The sequence below is a fragment of the Streptococcus sp. HMSC077F03 genome (assembly GCF_001812375.1).
In the GTDB taxonomy this organism is placed as follows: Bacteria; Bacillota; Bacilli; order Lactobacillales; family Streptococcaceae; genus Streptococcus; species Streptococcus oralis_S.
In genome coordinates, this window is record NZ_KV808753.1 from 151,420 (window position 1) to 167,465 (window position 16,046).

Annotated in this window: 16 protein-coding genes; 8 read left to right on the forward strand and 8 right to left on the reverse strand. The window is 43.0% G+C overall.

Annotation, left to right across the window (positions count from 1 at the left end; all coding sequences use genetic code 11):
- Window positions 1-17 precede the first annotated feature (17 nt).
- The 5 genes from mnmA to HMPREF2853_RS01715 form a co-directional block, all read right to left on the reverse strand.
- Window positions 18-1,139 carry a tRNA 2-thiouridine(34) synthase MnmA gene (gene mnmA, locus HMPREF2853_RS01695; RefSeq protein ID WP_049478958.1) on the reverse strand — a complete coding sequence of 374 codons (1,122 nt, stop codon included), beginning with the start codon at window positions 1,137-1,139 and terminating at the stop codon, window positions 18-20.
- Between the two features lie 161 nt (window positions 1,140-1,300).
- Entirely contained in the window at window positions 1,301-2,692 is a 1,392-nt protein-coding gene (gene argH, locus HMPREF2853_RS01700; RefSeq protein WP_049550179.1) for an argininosuccinate lyase, read from the reverse strand.
- Window positions 2,693-2,719: 27 nt separating this feature from the next.
- Window positions 2,720-3,916 (reverse strand): argininosuccinate synthase, encoded by a 1,197-nt coding sequence (locus tag HMPREF2853_RS01705; protein ID WP_049550178.1) that lies wholly within the window; start codon window positions 3,914-3,916, stop codon window positions 2,720-2,722.
- 15 nt (window positions 3,917-3,931) lie between these two features.
- Complete coding sequence (locus tag HMPREF2853_RS01710) at window positions 3,932-4,738, reverse strand: ABC transporter substrate-binding protein (RefSeq protein WP_049550177.1); 807 nt, start codon at window positions 4,736-4,738, stop codon at window positions 3,932-3,934.
- Window positions 4,739-5,016: 278 nt separating this feature from the next.
- Complete coding sequence (locus HMPREF2853_RS01715; protein ID WP_049519245.1) at window positions 5,017-5,649, reverse strand: aggregation-promoting factor; 633 nt, start codon at window positions 5,647-5,649, stop codon at window positions 5,017-5,019.
- 241 nt (window positions 5,650-5,890) lie between these two features.
- Here HMPREF2853_RS01715 and sdaAB point away from each other — a divergent pair, with 241 nt between their 5' ends.
- From sdaAB to HMPREF2853_RS01730, 3 genes are read left to right on the forward strand one after another with little or no spacing between them, the layout of a single operon-like run.
- Window positions 5,891-6,562 carry an L-serine ammonia-lyase, iron-sulfur-dependent subunit beta gene (sdaAB, locus tag HMPREF2853_RS01720; protein WP_000555867.1) on the forward strand — a complete coding sequence of 224 codons (672 nt, stop codon included), beginning with the start codon at window positions 5,891-5,893 and terminating at the stop codon, window positions 6,560-6,562.
- Between the two features lie 8 nt (window positions 6,563-6,570).
- Window positions 6,571-7,443, forward strand: a complete 873-nt coding sequence (gene sdaAA / locus HMPREF2853_RS01725; RefSeq protein WP_000500029.1) for an L-serine ammonia-lyase, iron-sulfur-dependent, subunit alpha — start codon at window positions 6,571-6,573, stop codon at window positions 7,441-7,443.
- Window positions 7,444-7,464: 21 nt separating this feature from the next.
- On the forward strand, window positions 7,465-8,094 hold the full coding sequence (locus tag HMPREF2853_RS01730) for an HAD-IA family hydrolase (protein WP_001139323.1): 630 nt from the start codon (window positions 7,465-7,467) through the stop codon (window positions 8,092-8,094).
- An 87-nt stretch (window positions 8,095-8,181) separates the two neighbouring features.
- On the opposite strand, the gene HMPREF2853_RS01735 is transcribed toward HMPREF2853_RS01730, so the two are convergent.
- The 3 genes from HMPREF2853_RS01735 to HMPREF2853_RS01745 all read right to left on the reverse strand — a co-directional run bounded on the left by HMPREF2853_RS01735 (window position 8,182) and on the right by HMPREF2853_RS01745 (window position 11,662).
- A complete protein-coding gene (locus HMPREF2853_RS01735) occupies window positions 8,182-8,580 on the reverse strand; it encodes a DUF805 domain-containing protein (protein WP_000481289.1) in 399 nt (132 codons plus the stop codon).
- A 325-nt stretch (window positions 8,581-8,905) separates the two neighbouring features.
- On the reverse strand, window positions 8,906-10,756 hold the full coding sequence (locus HMPREF2853_RS01740; protein ID WP_001035723.1) for a nucleoside-diphosphate sugar epimerase/dehydratase: 1,851 nt from the start codon (window positions 10,754-10,756) through the stop codon (window positions 8,906-8,908).
- Between the two features lie 75 nt (window positions 10,757-10,831).
- On the reverse strand, window positions 10,832-11,662 hold the full coding sequence (locus tag HMPREF2853_RS01745) for a glycosyltransferase (RefSeq protein WP_065371498.1): 831 nt from the start codon (window positions 11,660-11,662) through the stop codon (window positions 10,832-10,834).
- Window positions 11,663-11,883: 221 nt separating this feature from the next.
- Here HMPREF2853_RS01745 and HMPREF2853_RS01750 point away from each other — a divergent pair, with 221 nt between their 5' ends.
- The 5 genes from HMPREF2853_RS01750 (at window position 11,884) to HMPREF2853_RS01770 (ending at window position 16,039) form a co-directional block, all read left to right on the forward strand.
- Window positions 11,884-13,050, forward strand: a complete 1,167-nt coding sequence (locus HMPREF2853_RS01750) for a CynX/NimT family MFS transporter (protein ID WP_070534651.1) — start codon at window positions 11,884-11,886, stop codon at window positions 13,048-13,050.
- A 135-nt stretch (window positions 13,051-13,185) separates the two neighbouring features.
- Window positions 13,186-13,512 (forward strand): PadR family transcriptional regulator, encoded by a 327-nt coding sequence (locus tag HMPREF2853_RS01755; RefSeq protein WP_000273860.1) that lies wholly within the window; start codon window positions 13,186-13,188, stop codon window positions 13,510-13,512.
- On the forward strand, window positions 13,499-14,092 hold the full coding sequence (locus tag HMPREF2853_RS01760; protein WP_000198659.1) for a DUF1700 domain-containing protein: 594 nt from the start codon (window positions 13,499-13,501) through the stop codon (window positions 14,090-14,092). The genes HMPREF2853_RS01755 and HMPREF2853_RS01760 overlap by 14 nt, the downstream gene beginning before the upstream one ends.
- Window positions 14,085-15,014, forward strand: a complete 930-nt coding sequence (locus HMPREF2853_RS01765) for a DUF4097 family beta strand repeat-containing protein (protein ID WP_001229044.1) — start codon at window positions 14,085-14,087, stop codon at window positions 15,012-15,014. Before HMPREF2853_RS01760 ends, HMPREF2853_RS01765 begins: the two co-directional genes overlap by 8 nt.
- A 62-nt stretch (window positions 15,015-15,076) precedes the next feature.
- Complete coding sequence (locus tag HMPREF2853_RS01770; protein ID WP_000191328.1) at window positions 15,077-16,039, forward strand: DUF6574 domain-containing protein; 963 nt, start codon at window positions 15,077-15,079, stop codon at window positions 16,037-16,039.
- Window positions 16,040-16,046: the final 7 nt, after the last annotated feature.

Genomic DNA, 16,046 nt, shown 5'->3' on the forward strand with positions numbered 1-16,046 from the left:
TTTCCTCTTAGAAAATCTTAAATGTACTGACAAACCTGTCCATCGCGGTAGGCATTGTCAATCAAACCGCCACCGAGACACTCATCGCCATCGTAAAAGACAACTGCCTGTCCTGGTGTGATGGCGCGTTGCGGTTCCGCAAAGATGACCTCTGCCTTATCTCCTTTGACATGTACTGTCACCTTAGAATCAGGCTGACGGTAGCGGAATTTAGCCGTACATTCTAGCGTAAATTCCTCTGGCATCTCACGAGTAAAATGAACTTGACTGGCTTCTAGGCTGGTTGACATAAGCGAATCATGGTAGAAACCTTGGCCGACATAGAGGATATTCTTGCTCAGGTCTTTTCCGACAACGAACCAAGGGGCATTGTCACCACCGTGTTGGCCACCGATACCGAGTCCGCCACGCTGACCAATCGTATAGTACATAAGGCCGGCATGCTCACCCATATCGCGACCATCCACAGTCATCATGCGACCAGGCTGAGCTGGCAGATAGTTACTGAGAAAGTTTTTAAAGTTCTTTTCTCCGATAAAGCAAATCCCTGTCGAGTCTTTCTTCTTAGCAGTCGCAAGTCCTGCTTCTTCTGCGAGTCTGCGAACTTCAGGCTTTTCCAAATGTCCCAATGGGAACATGGTTTTTTGAAGTTGTTCTTGCGAAAGTTGACTGAGGAAATAGGTCTGGTCCTTGCCATTGTCCACGCCACGAAGCATGTGAACGATGCCATCCTCATCACGCGCCACTCGAGCATAATGCCCAGTCGCTACATAGTCTGCACCCAAGGTCATAGCATAATCCAAAAAGGCCTTGAACTTGATTTCCTTGTTACACATAACGTCTGGATTTGGCGTGCGCCCTGCACGGTATTCCGCTAGGAAATACTCAAAAACGCGGTCCCAGTACTCTTTTTCAAAATTGACAGAGTAGTAAGGAATGCCGATCTGGTCTGCCACTGCAGCCACATCCTTGTAATCTTCGGTCGCCGTACAGACGCCGTTTTCGTCTGTGTCATCCCAGTTCTTCATGAAGATACCGATCACATCGTAGCCCTGCTCCTTGAGAAAGAGAGCCGTCACCGACGAATCAACACCACCACTCATCCCTACAACAACACGTGTTTTAGAGTTATCACTCATGGTAAGTCTCCCATCTATTCGTTTATTCACGATTGAAGGTCGTGTGTGCTTCAACGATTGAAGGTCGCTTGAGCAGTATTCATTATAACACGCTTGGTTAGAGAAGACAAGAAAGAGGTTGATAAATCACCTCAACCTCTCTTTCTTCCTTTGCAAACGAATCAATTTTCCCCTTTAAGTTCTTTCTTCGCTTGTTCTATCTGGTATTTCACTTGCTCAAAGCCGGTTCCTCCTAAGGAATTCCGTCTCTGAACAGCGGTTTCTGGGCGCAAGTAGATATAAATATCCTCTTCAATCAAGGGATGGTAGACTTGCAACTCCTCCAAATCCCAATCTTGGATGTTTTTACCATGCTTGATAGAGTCTAGAACCAATTTCCCCACTATTTCATGCGCTTCTCTAAAGGGAAGACCTTTTTCTGCCAAATAGTCTGCCAGTTCGGTCGCATTCGAAAAATCATTCTCTGTGGATTGCTGCATTTTGGCCTGATTAACCTGCATGCTCGATAGCATACCTGCCAGCACATCCAGAGAATTCAAAATCGTTTCTACTGTATCAAACATGCCTTCCTTGTCCTCTTGCAAATCCTTATTGTAGGCCAGAGGCAAAGATTTCATGACGGTCAATAGTCCAAGCAAGTGCCCGTAAACCCGTCCTGTCTTCCCTCGAATCAATTCGGCCATATCAGGATTTTTCTTCTGGGGCATGATAGACGAACCCGTTGAAAAGCTATCAGACAAGCTAATGTACTGATACTCAAAACTGCACCAATTGATGATTTCTTCACAAAAACGGCTCATATGCATCATCAAAATGCTGGCATTTGACAGAAATTCTAAGATAAAATCACGGTCACTCACTGCGTCCAAGGAATTGGTATAGGGTTGTTGGAAGCCCAGTAAATCACTCGATAATTGACGATTGATTGGAAAAGTTGTCCCCGCCAAGGCTGCCGCACCCAGGGGAGATAGGTCCGTATGTTTCATGTTAAATGCAAAGCGTTCGCTGTCCCTTTGAAACATATTGTAATAAGCCATGAGATGGTGGGCAAAGCTAATCGGTTGGGCGTGCTGCAAATGAGTATAGCCTGGCATGATGGTTTCCACATGTTTTTCAGCCAAATCCAGCAAAACACTGTTCAGATTCGCCAACTTATCCAAAACATGGCCAAGCTGCTCCTTTAGATATAAGTGCATATCCGTTGCGACTTGGTCATTCCGAGAACGAGCCGTGTGCAATTTCCCAGCCAGAGGACCGATTTTTTCTGTCAGCAACACTTCCATATTCATATGAATATCTTCATTTGCAATATCAAAATGAAGCTCCCCTGCCTCTAAATCTCGCAACAAAGCTTGCAGACCATCTTGGATCTGCTCTGCCTCTTCCAAGCTTAAAATGCCAGTCTGTCCTAGCATTTGAACATGAGCTAGGGAACCCATCAAATCAAATTTTGCCAGCTGATGATCAAAGGAAATACTCGCACCGAACTGCTCTACCCAATCTTCCACAGTGCCTTCAAATCGACCACCCCATAATTTTGTATTTTTCGGCATATCCCGTCGTCCCTTTCTATCGCATCACTACTCAACATTTTTCTGAACTTCTGAATAAACCTTAGTCGGAAGCCCCCAAAGCTTGATAAATCCAACAGCCGCATCTTGGTCAAAAGTATCCGCACTGGTATAAGTCGCCAAATTTTCATCGTAAAGAGAATTTGGAGATTTCCGAGCCACTACCTGAGCGTTCCCCTTATAAAGTTTAACTTTTGCAGTTCCATTGACAACTTTCTGTGTCTCCTTGATATAGGCAATCAAAGCCTGAGTTGCTGGGCTAAACCACAAGGCATTATAGATGAGATTGGACAACTCATTTTCGATAATAGGTTTGAAATGAGCCACTTCTCTCACAAGAGTCAAGTCTTCAATCTCCTTATGAGCTGCCAATAAAGTCACAGCACCTGGGCACTCATAAATCTCTCTTGACTTAATACCGACTAGGCGATTTTCCACATGGTCAATACGACCAACACCGTGTTTGCCCGCAATTTCATTGAGCTTTTGAATCAAAGCCACCACTTTCATCTTTTCTCCATTGAGGGAGATGGGCACCCCGCAGCTAAACTCAATGTCAATAAATTCTGGACTGTCTGGTGCCTCTTCTGGCGAAGATGTGATTCCAAATGCTTCTTCTGGTGCTTGGTTCCAAGGGTTTTCCAAAACACCACATTCATTTGCACGTCCCCAAAGATTTTGATCGACAGAGTAAGGATTGTCAAGGTCAGCAGGAACTGGAACACCGTTTTCTTTGGCATATTGGATTTCTTCTTCACGAGACCATTTCCACTCACGAACAGGCGCAACTACTTTTAAATTGGGATCCAAAGCTGCAATAGAGACTTCAAACCGAACTTGGTCGTTTCCCTTACCTGTACAACCATGTGCAATTGTGGTTGCCCCCGTCTGATGAGCTATTTCAACGAGTTTTTTTGAAATAAGAGGGCGACTCAGAGCAGATACCAAGGGATACTTCTGTTCGTAGTAGGCATGTGCCTGAAGGGCCACTAATACATAGTCATTAGCAAATTCTTCCTTAACATCAATGACATAAGACTCTACAGCCCCAACCTTGAGAGCTTTATCGTGGATGAACTCCAAATCTTTTCCTTCCCCCACATCCATACAAACAGCGATCACATCATAGTCTTTTTTTAACCATGTAATAGCAACTGATGTATCCAATCCACCTGAATAGGCTAAAATGACCTTTTCCTTACTCATTTCTCTTCCTTCTTTCTATTTTTCGATAGAGGCTTTAAAAGCATCGTCAATCAATTTGTCCAACTCCCCAGAATCCTTCAATTTCTGGATGGTTTTGTCAACCGCTTCTTTCAATTCCTTACTGTCTTTTTTCATCGCAACAGCGTAGGAATCTTCCTTGTCATTGTCAAAATCAAACTCAGCGATGGCTAGGTCTGGATTATTCTCTACAAATCCTTTCGCCACTGGTTCCTCAAAGATAACCGCATCTAGTTGCCCTGATTTCAAATCTGTTATCAAATTCCCATTTTTAGGAAGTGAAACGAGAGAAGAATTCTGCAAGGTTTCTTTGGCCAAAGTTTCCTGGATAGAACCTTTCTGCGCTCCAACCTTTTTCTGAGCCAAATCCTTCACAGATTGGTAATTCGTTAATTCAGATTTTCTTACGATAACCTTATTTTTCGAAGTGTAGTAGGGAATCGAAAAATCGTAAACTTGACTTCTCTCCTCCGTTTTGGAAACACCTGATATGGCAAGATCGGCCTTACCTGAATCAAGACTAGCCAGTACATTGTCAAAACTCATTGGAGAGAACTCCACTTCTACACCAAGTTCCTTTGCGATGGCTTTGGCTAGCTCAACATCTGAACCTACAATCTGATTTTTCCCATCAACCAATTTCTGGTATTCGAATGGAGCAAACTCTGGATTTAGGGCCACCACCAATTTTCCTTTAGCCTTAATGGCTTCAACACCTTGGTATTGAGTGTTACTACAAGCAAATAATAAGGGAAACATAAGCAAACCAAACATCGTCATCAACACCTTCTTCACTTTATTCATAGAAGAGCCTCCTTTTATTTTTATACTTTATTATTGTATAAATAATACTCTTCTCGTTCTCGTTTGTCAAGAAAAAACTGTATTTTATTTCATTTAAATCAAGAAAAAGCTTATTATATGATGTATTTTTACATATAATAAGCTTATTTATACTATTTTAGTTTTAAAACAATTTGAAGAATTTTGTCGAAATTATACAAATAGAGCATTGCTGAGAAGATCCTTACACTTTTTGTTATAGACAAACAAAAAAAGAGCCCTAAAGGACTCTTTTATTCTTAATACCAACCGTTGTTAAGCCAGAAGTTCTTGGCAGCTGTCCATGAACCGTAACGTCCTGCAACGTAGGCATCTGCTACACGTTCTTGGTTTTCAGCTGAGTAATCACCGTTCAAGTATGAATCTGTCAATTGGTAACGTCCGATGTAACGTCCGTTTGTAGCAGTGTAGCTACCACCTGATTCTTTTTGAGCGATCCATTCTTTAGCTTCTGCTTCAGAACCACTTACAGTAGAAGCTGCTGCAGTGTTGCTTTCTGCTGCTGGAGCTGCTGGAGTTGCAGGTGCAGCTGGGGCTTCATAAGTTGTTGTTGCTGCTGGAGCTTCTTCAACTGTTTCTGTAGCTACTGGAGCTGTTTCTTCCGTTGTTGCTGCTGGAGCTACAGTTGAAGCTGTTCCTTCGATAACCAAAACTTGGTCAACATAGATAAGATGAATATCTTTGATGTTGTTTTTCGCTGCCAATTTTTCAACAGTTGTGTTGTACTTCTCAGCGATTTCTGAAAGAGTATCACCTGATTTAACTGTGTAAGTTACAGTTTCTTGGGCAGATGCAAGTGATGGAGCAAAGAAAGCAAGCAAAGCTGCTACTCCTGCGATAGTTGTTTTAATTTTTTTAGTTGTTAATGACATATCTAAAAATTCTCCTTCCATTGGATATATCTATGATACCTTTTAAATGTTACCGTTGTTTAACGGTTATATGTAGAAATATTACAAAAATGTTTTATATTTACCGTTTTAAGGAGGTTTTTGTCACAAAAGACCTTATTTTATACTAACTTTAATCATTTTAAGTTTTTGATAAGGGAAATAAGCGCAGAGGTCCATTCTTTGATATAATAGATATAAGAATCTTTGTAAGGGGAAACAGATGCACTCACTTCGTTTTCAATCTGTCTTTGACATTATCGGACCAGTTATGATTGGCCCATCAAGTAGCCATACTGCTGGAGCTGTTCGCATCGGGAAAATCGTCTCTTCCATCTTTGATGATACGCCGACAGAAGTCGAATTCCAATTATTTAACTCATTTGCCAAGACCTACCGTGGTCATGGAACTGACCTTGCTCTCGTCGCTGGTATATTAGGTATGGATACGGACGATCCCGACATTCCAAATAGCCTAGAGATTGCCCATAAACGTGGTATTAAGATTGTCTGGACCATTCAGAAAGATAGCAACGCTCCTCATCCTAATACCACTAAAATTACTGTGAAAAATGAACACAAGTCCATTAGTGTGACAGGTATTTCCATCGGTGGGGGAAATATCCAGGTCACGGAACTCAATGGCTTTGCCATCTCTCTTAACATGAATACCCCGACTATCATCATCGTGCATCAGGATATTCCGGGTATGATTGCCCATGTCACAGAAGCTCTCTCTCGTTTCGATATCAATATCGCCCAGATGAATGTGACTCGGGAAAAAGCTGGAGAAAAAGCCATCATGATTATCGAAGTCGATAGTCGAAGTTGCGAAGAGGCGATTGAAGAAATCCGAAAAATCCCTCATCTCCACAATGTCAATTTCTTTAAGTAGGAGGAAACATGTTTTATTCTATCAAAGAATTGGTCGAGCAGGCGGATCTAGACTTCCAAGGAAATGTCGCAGAACTCATGATTGCAACAGAATATCAACTAACCGGTCGGGAACGACCAGAAGTTCTCCTCCTCATGGAACGCAATCTAGAAGTCATGAAAGCCTCTGTCGAGCTCGGCCTCAGTGAAAATAAATCCCGTAGCGGCTTAACGGGTGGAGATGCGGCCAAACTAGACCGCCATCTCAAAAGTGGCAAGGCCTTGTCAGACTTTACCATCCTATCAGCAGCCCGAAATGCCATCGCAGTCAATGAACACAACGCTAAAATGGGCTTGGTCTGCGCCACTCCAACCGCAGGAAGCGCTGGTTGTTTGCCAGCTGTTCTCACTGCTGCTATCCAAAAATTAGACCTTAGCCATGAAGAACAACTTGATTTCCTCTTTGCCGCGGGTGCCTTTGGATTGGTTATCGCAAACAACGCTTCTATCTCAGGTGCTGAAGGTGGTTGTCAGGCCGAAGTCGGCTCTGCCTCTGCCATGAGTGCCGCAGCCTTGACCTTGGCCGCAGGTGGAAGCCCCTATCAGGCTAGTCAAGCCATCGCCTTTGTCATTAAAAATATGCTGGGCCTCATCTGCGACCCCGTCGCTGGTTTGGTTGAAGTTCCTTGTGTTAAGCGCAATGCCATGGGAGCCAGCTTTGCCTTTATCGCGGCTGATATGGCCTTGGCAGGTATCGAATCTAAGATCCCTGTCGATGAAGTTATCGATGCCATGTACCAAGTCGGATCCAGCCTCCCAACTGCCTTTCGTGAAACGGCTGAGGGTGGACTCGCTGCCACACCTACTGGTCGTCGCCTACAAAAAGAAATCTTCGGCGAATAAACTCATCTATTAGGAGAAAGTATGCCCTCTATCTCAGCAATCTTTTTTGATCTAGACGGAACCCTGGTTGACAGTTCCCTCGGGATCCACAATGCCTTTACCCATACCTTTAAAGAGCTAGGAGTTCCAAGCCCTGATGCCAAAACCATTCGTGGTTTTATGGGACCGCCCCTTGAAAGTAGTTTTGCAACATGTCTTCCCAAGGAACAAATCTCGGAAGCTGTTCAAATCTATCGTTCTTACTACAAGAAAAAAGGAATCCACGAAGCGCAACTCTTCCCCCGAATGACGGAATTGCTCCAAGAACTCTCTCAAAACTACCCTCTCTATATCACTACAACAAAGAATACTCCGACTGCCCAGGATATGACTAAAAATCTGGGAATCCATCATTTCTTTGATGGCATTTACGGTTCTAGTCCTGAAACGCCACACAAGGCGGATGTCATCCGTTACGCCTTGCAAACGCATCAACTCCCTGCAGACCAAGTCCTCATCATTGGGGATACCAAGTTTGATATGATTGGAGCCCAAGAAACTGGTATTAAAAAGTTTGCTGTTACTTGGGGATTTGGAGAAGAAGCTGATTTACTCAGCTATCAGCCTGACTGGATTGCCCGTACCATTGACGATATCATTAGCCAGCTTTAACCATACAAAAATACTCCTAACACTAGTGAACTAGGTTGAGGAGTATTTTTTATATGTTGTTACTATCAGAAGGAATCAACTCCTTGCTTAAGCAGTAATTTGATCCTGTTCTTCAGTATCTGTATCTTCATCCTTCTTACTTGGCCAAGCAAGCATCACAATAAGCGCAATCGGCCCAACGATAGGAACCAAAGCAATGAAGATAAAGGCCCAGTGGAAACCAGCATCCCGTAAGCGACGAACAGTCACGGCGATAGAAGGCAACATGAGAATAGCCGCTAAAAAGAAGTAAAAACCGCTCATAGCTTGTAAACTACGGATTGCCTCCATGTTATATGGACGAGTTGACACTGCAGCATGATATTTCGTATAAGCAGGAAGACAGATTAATAAGTTTGTAAAATAGATCCACCAGTACTCCGAACGAGTCGAACGACCAGTAAAGTTAACATAACCCTTCCAAAAGTTCTTATAAGCATTAAACATACAATAATCTCCTTTATTTTTATTTGTATAGTTTACCATATTTTATCATAATTTACAAGGTCTATCGGGATATCGAGCCAATGAAGTATGCAAAGATTTCTATCGATCTCAACAGTTACTATTCTATAATTTTTCTCGAATTAGAAAACGCTTTATCACACTGTCGCATATCTATACATCTACCAACTGCTACGAATTTCTTTAATGAGGGAAATTTTCATGTGGTAGGTAGATACATCTCTAGTTTGCTATTCTAAAAACCAGCTTTCTGATTTCCTCAGAAAACTGGCGATAGCTGTTTCATTATGAAAGTAGATAGACACTCTTACTCAGCATGGGTTGTCTCATTTGCAAAGGAAATGATGGCTTCTTTGAGCTCATCTCCGCTGAGTGAACGGAACTCTTCAATCTTTTGATCGATGGCTTCTAGCGGCATGACGTTTACCTTACCAACGAAAATCTTGTCCATAACTTGGTTATCAACCAATTCGGTCGAAACCAAGAGTTCCTCATAGAGTTTTTCACCTGGGCGGATACCGACCTCAACGATTGGAATTTCACTTTCTGTGTGCCCGCTTAGAAGGACCATTTTCTTAGCCAAGTCATAGATCTTAACTGGTTTACCCATATCGAGGATAAAGACTTCTCCGTCCTTGGCATAAGCGCCAGCATGGATTACCAGACGACTGGCCTCTGGAATGGTCATAAAGTAACGTGTCATACGGAAGTCTGTCACCGTTACAGGACCGCCTTCAGCAATCTGACGTTCAAAGACAGGAATCACACTACCACGACTACCCAGAACATTCCCAAAACGGACTGCACAGTAGGTTGATTTACTACGTTGGTTAAAGCCAGTGACAATCAATTCTGCCACGCGCTTAGTCGCACCCATAACATTTGGTGGATTGACTGCCTTGTCAGTCGAAATCATGACCATCTTAGGTACTTTGGCCTCATCAACAGCCTTGGCAACATTGTAGGTACCGAGGATATTGTTCTTGAAGGCTTCTTTTGGATTGCGCTCCATCATCGGAACGTGTTTGTGGGCTGCAGCATGATAAACAATGGCTGGTTTGTACTGCTCAAACACCTGCAAGAGACGGTCATAGTCCTGAATATCTGCAATAACAGGAACATAATCAATCCCTTGGAATGTACGGATCAATTCATGATAAACGAGATAGATTGAGTTTTCACCATGTCCAAGTAAGACGATACGTTCGGGATTGAAGCGGCTAACCTGACGACAAATCTCCGAACCAATCGAACCACCGGCTCCTGTCACCAGGATGGTCTTGCCTGTAATCTCAGTACCCAGACGCGATTCGTCGAGACGAATTTCCTGACGGCCCAAAAGGTCTGTGATATCAATTTTCTGGAAACCACTGCCTGGTTGATGGAGTCCTTGAACGACTGTCTCAACCTTAGGCATCTTGTAACATTTGACGCCTAGCTTATTACACATCTGCAAGATGCGTTCGTACTCTGATGGGTCAAGCGAAGGGATCGCTACGATGACACGCTCGATTTGGTGACGTTTAGCTAATTCAGGTAGATTATCATAAGAGCCCAGAACTGGGATTCCACCTAGTTTTTGTCCCTTTTTCTTTTCATCATTATCCAATATCCCCACTAGCTCAAGGTCGCTAGTTGGATGTTGGTAGCTGTTCATAAAGAGGGCACCACCATCACCAGCACCGATCAAGAAGGTACGACGATGCTCCCCATCTCCACTACCTTTTTTACGTTTGGAATAAATCAACTGCCAAGTGATACGAGGAAGCAAGATGAGGAAGGTACTCAACAAAATGAAGAGCACGATGAAACGGATAGAAAACAATGGAAGGAAGGCATAGCAGATTCCATAAGAAAGAACACTGCTGAGCATCACTCCGAAAAAGATTTTCATGAAATCCGTAATCTTGCTATAACGACTAATACTAGCATTTAGCCCCCAAAACGCAATCATGATTTGATAGAGGAGGAAGGCTAAAAGAGTGTAGATCACGTAATCCACAGGCGCAGGATTTATAAGGCCATAAAACAAGATATAAGATACGATGATAGAAACCACCATACTCAGAATATCGAATATCCCCCAAAACACTTGTTTTTGCTGTTTATTTAAAATTTCAACCAGATCAATCACATAATCTGTTAGTTTTTTATTCATAGGAATTTACTCCCCCTTAAAAGAGTCAGATGATACTGTTGTTATGATAACCTGAATCATTCAGTCTATCGGGGCTTACTTTCTCTTTCTTAAAAGTTTGACGAAGATAAACTGACGTACAAAGCCTGGACAAAGTGCAACAATTGCCTGAATGGCTACACTTTTAGCATATTCCATGTAAGAAATTTGCCCTCGCTCAAGCATCCGTTGGCGAGCTTGACGATAGAGTTTAAGGTAACGTAAGCCACCTCGACGCTCAAACATCCCTGCACCGACACGAACCTTACACAAGATTTGATCTAGGTTCCCAGTCTTGGCACCTGCAGCAATCATATTGAGCCAAAGGAGGTCATCCTCCATGTAAAGGCCATCTTCATAGTTGCCTGCCTTGAGGACCATGCCCTTTTTAAACATAACTGTCATATGGTTAAAGGCGCTTCTCATTCTCTGATAAGCCACAATGTCTGCATGCTGAGTTGGAACACGACGATAAGAAACAATCTCATCTGGATTGTCAATGAACTCTGCGATATGCCCGCCTAAGAGATCGAGATCTTCTTTCTCCATTAGCTGAAGCTGTTTCTCAAAACGATCCGGAACGGCTAAATCATCCGTATCCATGCGGGCAATAATGTCATACTGGCACTGTAAAACACCGTATCGAAGAGCCAAGCCTAAACCTTGATTTTCTTCTAAGGGGCACCGTTTAACTGGAATGTCTGACTGAGCTTCCACTTCATCTAGCACCTGATAGAGTTCTGGTGTGAGAGGTCCATCCTCTACGAGAACAAGTTCACTCGGTTTCAAGGTCTGGTTTTGAACACTTTTAATAGCATCTTTTAAAAACGTCGGATTTTCCTTTACATAGACCGACATCAAGACGCTGATTTTTTGCTTTTCAGGCACAGTTTTTCTCCAATGTATAGATTTCCTTCCACTATTTTATCACAAAATTCCCTAGTTTCCTATTTTTATATCAAATCAAGGAAAATTCTAGTAAAGAAATCTGTCTCTTTTCACTTTATTTTCACTTCCATTGATTGAACTGTCTTGGCTGTCATTACTTGACATTATAAGGAAAAAACCTTAAAATAAGCTGTTATTAAAATCATCTTATCGAGGTTTTTATGAAAAAACAATCACTCTTTTTTGTTCTAGGAATTGTCTTAATCGGGACTGTTTTACGATCTCCTTTTACTGCTCTTCCAACTATTTTAGGAGATATTGCTCAGGGACTAGGAGTGGAGGTTAGCTCTCTTGGGATTTTAACCAGTCTCCCTCTCTTGATGTTTGCTCTTTTCTCTGCTTTTGCAAGCCGCTTGGCACAAAAAATCGGGTTGGAACATCTCTTTACATACTGTCTCCTAATCTTAACTGTTGGCTCTGTCATTCGGATTTTCAATCTTCCCCTTCTCTATCTAGGGACACTAATTGTGGGAGCGAGCATTGCTATTTTCAATGTTCTTCTCCCAAGTATGATTCAGGCAAATCAGCCTCAAAAGATTAGCTTCCTAACAACTCTCTATGTCACTGCCATGGGAATTTCGACAGCCATCGCTTCTTATCTTTCGGTCCCTATCACCCAAGCTAGTTCTTGGAAGGGACTTATCCTCGTTCTCAGCTTTCTCTGTCTGGTCACTCTGCTAGTCTGGTTGCCAAATCATCGCCACAACCACCACCTAGAAAGCCAAAAAGAAAAGCAAGTCAAAGAGAATATTCTAAAAAGTAAAGATGTCTGGGCTATCATTATCTTTGGCGGGCTTCAGTCCTTGCTCTTTTATACAAGTATGACCTGGTTGCCAACTATGGCTGTTAGTGCTGGTATTTCTAATAGTGATGCGGCTCTTCTGGCTTCTATCTTCTCACTGATCAGCATTCCTTTTTCGATGACTGTTCCAAGTCTGACGACTCGTCTATCAGATAGTCACCGTCGAATCATGCTGGCAATTATCTCTATCGCTGGTATGATGGGAATTGCCATGCTCTTGTATCCAGCCAATAATTTCCTCTACTGGTTAGTCGTCCATCTCTTGATTGGAACGGCCTGCAGTGCCCTCTTCCCCTACCTCATGGTTTGCTTCTCGCTTAAAACCAGTTCTCCTGAAAAGACCGCTCAGCTATCAGGACTAGCGCAAACAGGAGGCTACATCTTAGCTGCTTTTGGACCCGCCTTGTTTGGTTACAGTTTTGAACTTTTCCAATCTTGGATTCCAGCTGTCCTTGCCCTTCTAGTCATCGATAGCATCATGACCGTCTCACTCTTTATGGTGGATCGGGCTGATAAAATCCTCTAAACTTCTAGTTTTTACTAGGAGTTTTTTATATGTAAAATTTTTACACATATTTCTTGACAGGGCTTTCATATTGAGATACAATATATTTGAAAAGAGTATATATAAAATTTTTATATAATATAAAGGAGGTTTCCCATGTACTTCCCAACATCCTCTGCCTTGATCGAGTTTCTCATCTTGGCTGTACTGGAGCAGGGGGATTCTTATGGTTATGAGATTAGTCAAACCATTAAGCTCATCGCCAATATCAAAGAATCTACGCTCTATCCCATTCTCAAAAAATTGGAAGCCAGTGGCTTTCTGACCACCTACTCTAGAGAGTTTCAGGGGCGTATGCGCAAATACTACTCCTTGACCAATCGGGGCGTAGAGCAGCTCGTTACTCTAAAGGAAGAGTGGACGCTCTATACCGACACCGTCAACGGCATCATAGAAGGGAGTATCCGCCATGACAAGAACTGACTATCTGACTCAGTTAGAAACCTATCTCAATAAACTGCCTGAAGCTGACCGCATCGAAGCTATGGACTACTTTAAGGAACTATTTGACGATGCAGGTTCAGAGGGCGAAGAGGAACTCATTGCCAGTCTAGGAACACCAAAAGAAGCGGCTCATGATGTCCTCTCTGATCTTCTCGATAAAAAAGTCAATGAAGCCCCTGCTCAAAAGAATGACCGTCAACTGCTACACATTGCCCTCCTGGCCCTGCTAGTAGCTCCTATCGGAATTCCGGTCGGGATCGGCATCCTCATGGCCATCATCGGTATTATTATCGCAGCCGTCTCCGTCATTTTAGCCTTTTTTACCGTCTCTGTAACGGGTATCCTGCTAGGTGGACTCTTTATCATAGAGAGCTTTAGTGTCCTAGTCGAAGCCAAATCTGCCTTTATCTTGATTTTTGGGGCTGGTTTGCTTTCTATCGGTGCTTCTTCTCTTGTTCTACTAGGTATCTCCTATGTAGCTCGTTTCTTTGGCCTCCTAATCGTCCGCTTAGCACAATGGATTCTTAAAAAAGGAAAGAGAGGTGATAGACATGCGTAAATTGACAAAAGGATTTCTCATTTTTGGTGTGGTTTCTACAATCCTCGGTTTTATCATGATCATTGTAGGTGCGCAGTCCAATGGTATTCAAAGTTTGCTTGCCATGTCAAAAGACCCCGTCTATGACAATCGTATCGAAGAAGTGACCTTTGGAAGTGAAGTGGAAAAGCTTGATTTGACCCTTGAGGAACATAGCCTAACCATCACAGAGTCTGTAGATGACAAGATTCACATCACCTATCATCCTTCCGTGTCTGGTCGTCACGATCTGACTACTGGCATGAGTGACAAAACACTAAGCGTCACTGACAAACAAGCCTCCCAACATCGCTTTCTCGGTTCAGGAATCGAAGGCCTACTTCGTATCGCCAGCAACTATTCTAATCGTTTTGACGAAGTCGTTCTCTCCCTCCCTAAAGGAAGAAAGCTGCAAGCTATCACCGTCTCAGCCAATCGTGGACAAACCAATATTCGTCAAGCCAATCTTGAAAATGCAACAATCAAAGCAAAAGGCTATCTCTTAAGAATAACAGAAAGCTCTATCAAGAATAGTACACTAACGACACCTCATATCATCAATATCTTTGATACCGAATTGACAGATAGCCAGGTCAAGACGGAAAGGGAACACATCTATGCTGAGAATATCAAGGCCCACGGCAAGGTTGAGCTAGAGGCCCATTCCACTCTAAACCTCATTCTCTCCCAGAAAGAGACTGACCGTATCAATCTAGATCTTTCTTCTCAGCATGGTGGTATCTATCATAAACCCAAAGAAGAACATCGTGGACAAAAAGAGAATGAACTTGCCAACCCATACAAGACAGACAAAGCAGATGTCAAGGACCTGCTCATTGCAAAAGCCAACCAGGATATCTACCTACCTAAAGAAGAGTACTCTTCTCCATCTAGAAACCATTGACAAAAACGCTTTCATCTGCTAATCTAAAAATAGAAAACGACCATAAAAAAGGAGGTTCCACCATGACACAAGAATGGTTTGAAAGTGCCGATCTTGAGAAGAAATCACCTCAGACAAAATCAGAAATCCAGCCCAACGAGCCTGAGACTTCAGAAACTGTGGAGACCGAACTACAAGTAAGCCAAGAAACTCCTATCTCACCTAAAGAGTCGGAAACGCATGAGGAGGAAGCTCCCGAAACGATAGAAGAAGCCCAAACCGAGGAAGAGGGAGAAGGGAAAGCTGAAGAGGAGCACAAGCAAGAAAACCCTGCAAAAGAGAAAAGTAACCTCAGCAAGGCTTTAGATAGTCCCTATATCCCAGACATTGACCCTCGTAAAACTGCCCGGTTCAAAGAAGAAATCGCACTATTTTGGACTTGGTTGCTGGACGCTATCCAAGAACCAACTGCCAGCAAGAATACGGACCAAAAGCATCGTTACAGTGTCTTTGGCCTGCTCACTTTACTATCCTCGATTAGCCTTTTCTTTAGTATCTATCATATCAAGCACCTCTACTACGGCTATATGGCCTCTATTGCCAATAGTTTACCTAACCAGCTCCCTCCTTTAGATCTCTTTGCTGGGCTTTCTATCTTGGTCGCTAGCGCTCTATTTTACTTTTCTATCATTTTGGGAGGCTTTACTGTCCGACGTGTGCTGGACCAGGAGAGCGACTTCACATTCCAAGAAGCTTGCGATCGTTACAGCCGGCTCTTTGCTATACCACTTGTCCTAACAGCTCTAGCAAGTTTCTTTGCACTTTTTGGTGGCTTACGATTTGCTGGCATCCTCACTCTTCTAAGCATGACCATCTTTGCCCTTGGAAATCTCTTTGTGATTAGCAAGCCAAGTAAGACCAGTAGCCTTGACCCATTTTATCGTTTCTTACTAGCTGTCTTACTTGATGCTGCTATTCTCTTACCCTTCTTCATTGCAGAGTTGGCGCTAACAGTGGACTACCTTCGCATCCTGACCTTCTTTTAACCAAAAT

Bases quoted from the DNA above. Each gene is read 5' to 3' on its own strand.
- mnmA (WP_049478958.1), bottom strand. From the start codon at position 1,139: ATGAGTGATAACTCTAAAACACGTGTTGTTGTAGGGATGAGTGGTGGT.
- argH (WP_049550179.1), bottom strand. From the start codon at position 2,692: ATGCCGAAAAATACAAAATTATGGGGTGGTCGATTTGAAGGCACTGTG.
- HMPREF2853_RS01705 (WP_049550178.1), bottom strand. From the start codon at position 3,916: ATGAGTAAGGAAAAGGTCATTTTAGCCTATTCAGGTGGATTGGATACA.
- HMPREF2853_RS01710 (WP_049550177.1), bottom strand. From the start codon at position 4,738: ATGAATAAAGTGAAGAAGGTGTTGATGACGATGTTTGGTTTGCTTATG.
- HMPREF2853_RS01715 (WP_049519245.1), bottom strand. From the start codon at position 5,649: ATGTCATTAACAACTAAAAAAATTAAAACAACTATCGCAGGAGTAGCA.
- sdaAB (WP_000555867.1), top strand. From the start codon at position 5,891: ATGCACTCACTTCGTTTTCAATCTGTCTTTGACATTATCGGACCAGTT.
- sdaAA (WP_000500029.1), top strand. From the start codon at position 6,571: ATGTTTTATTCTATCAAAGAATTGGTCGAGCAGGCGGATCTAGACTTC.
- HMPREF2853_RS01730 (WP_001139323.1), top strand. From the start codon at position 7,465: ATGCCCTCTATCTCAGCAATCTTTTTTGATCTAGACGGAACCCTGGTT.
- HMPREF2853_RS01735 (WP_000481289.1), bottom strand. From the start codon at position 8,580: ATGTTTAATGCTTATAAGAACTTTTGGAAGGGTTATGTTAACTTTACT.
- HMPREF2853_RS01740 (WP_001035723.1), bottom strand. From the start codon at position 10,756: ATGAATAAAAAACTAACAGATTATGTGATTGATCTGGTTGAAATTTTA.
- HMPREF2853_RS01750 (WP_070534651.1), top strand. From the start codon at position 11,884: ATGAAAAAACAATCACTCTTTTTTGTTCTAGGAATTGTCTTAATCGGG.
- HMPREF2853_RS01755 (WP_000273860.1), top strand. From the start codon at position 13,186: ATGTACTTCCCAACATCCTCTGCCTTGATCGAGTTTCTCATCTTGGCT.
- HMPREF2853_RS01760 (WP_000198659.1), top strand. From the start codon at position 13,499: ATGACAAGAACTGACTATCTGACTCAGTTAGAAACCTATCTCAATAAA.
- HMPREF2853_RS01765 (WP_001229044.1), top strand. From the start codon at position 14,085: ATGCGTAAATTGACAAAAGGATTTCTCATTTTTGGTGTGGTTTCTACA.
- HMPREF2853_RS01770 (WP_000191328.1), top strand. From the start codon at position 15,077: ATGACACAAGAATGGTTTGAAAGTGCCGATCTTGAGAAGAAATCACCT.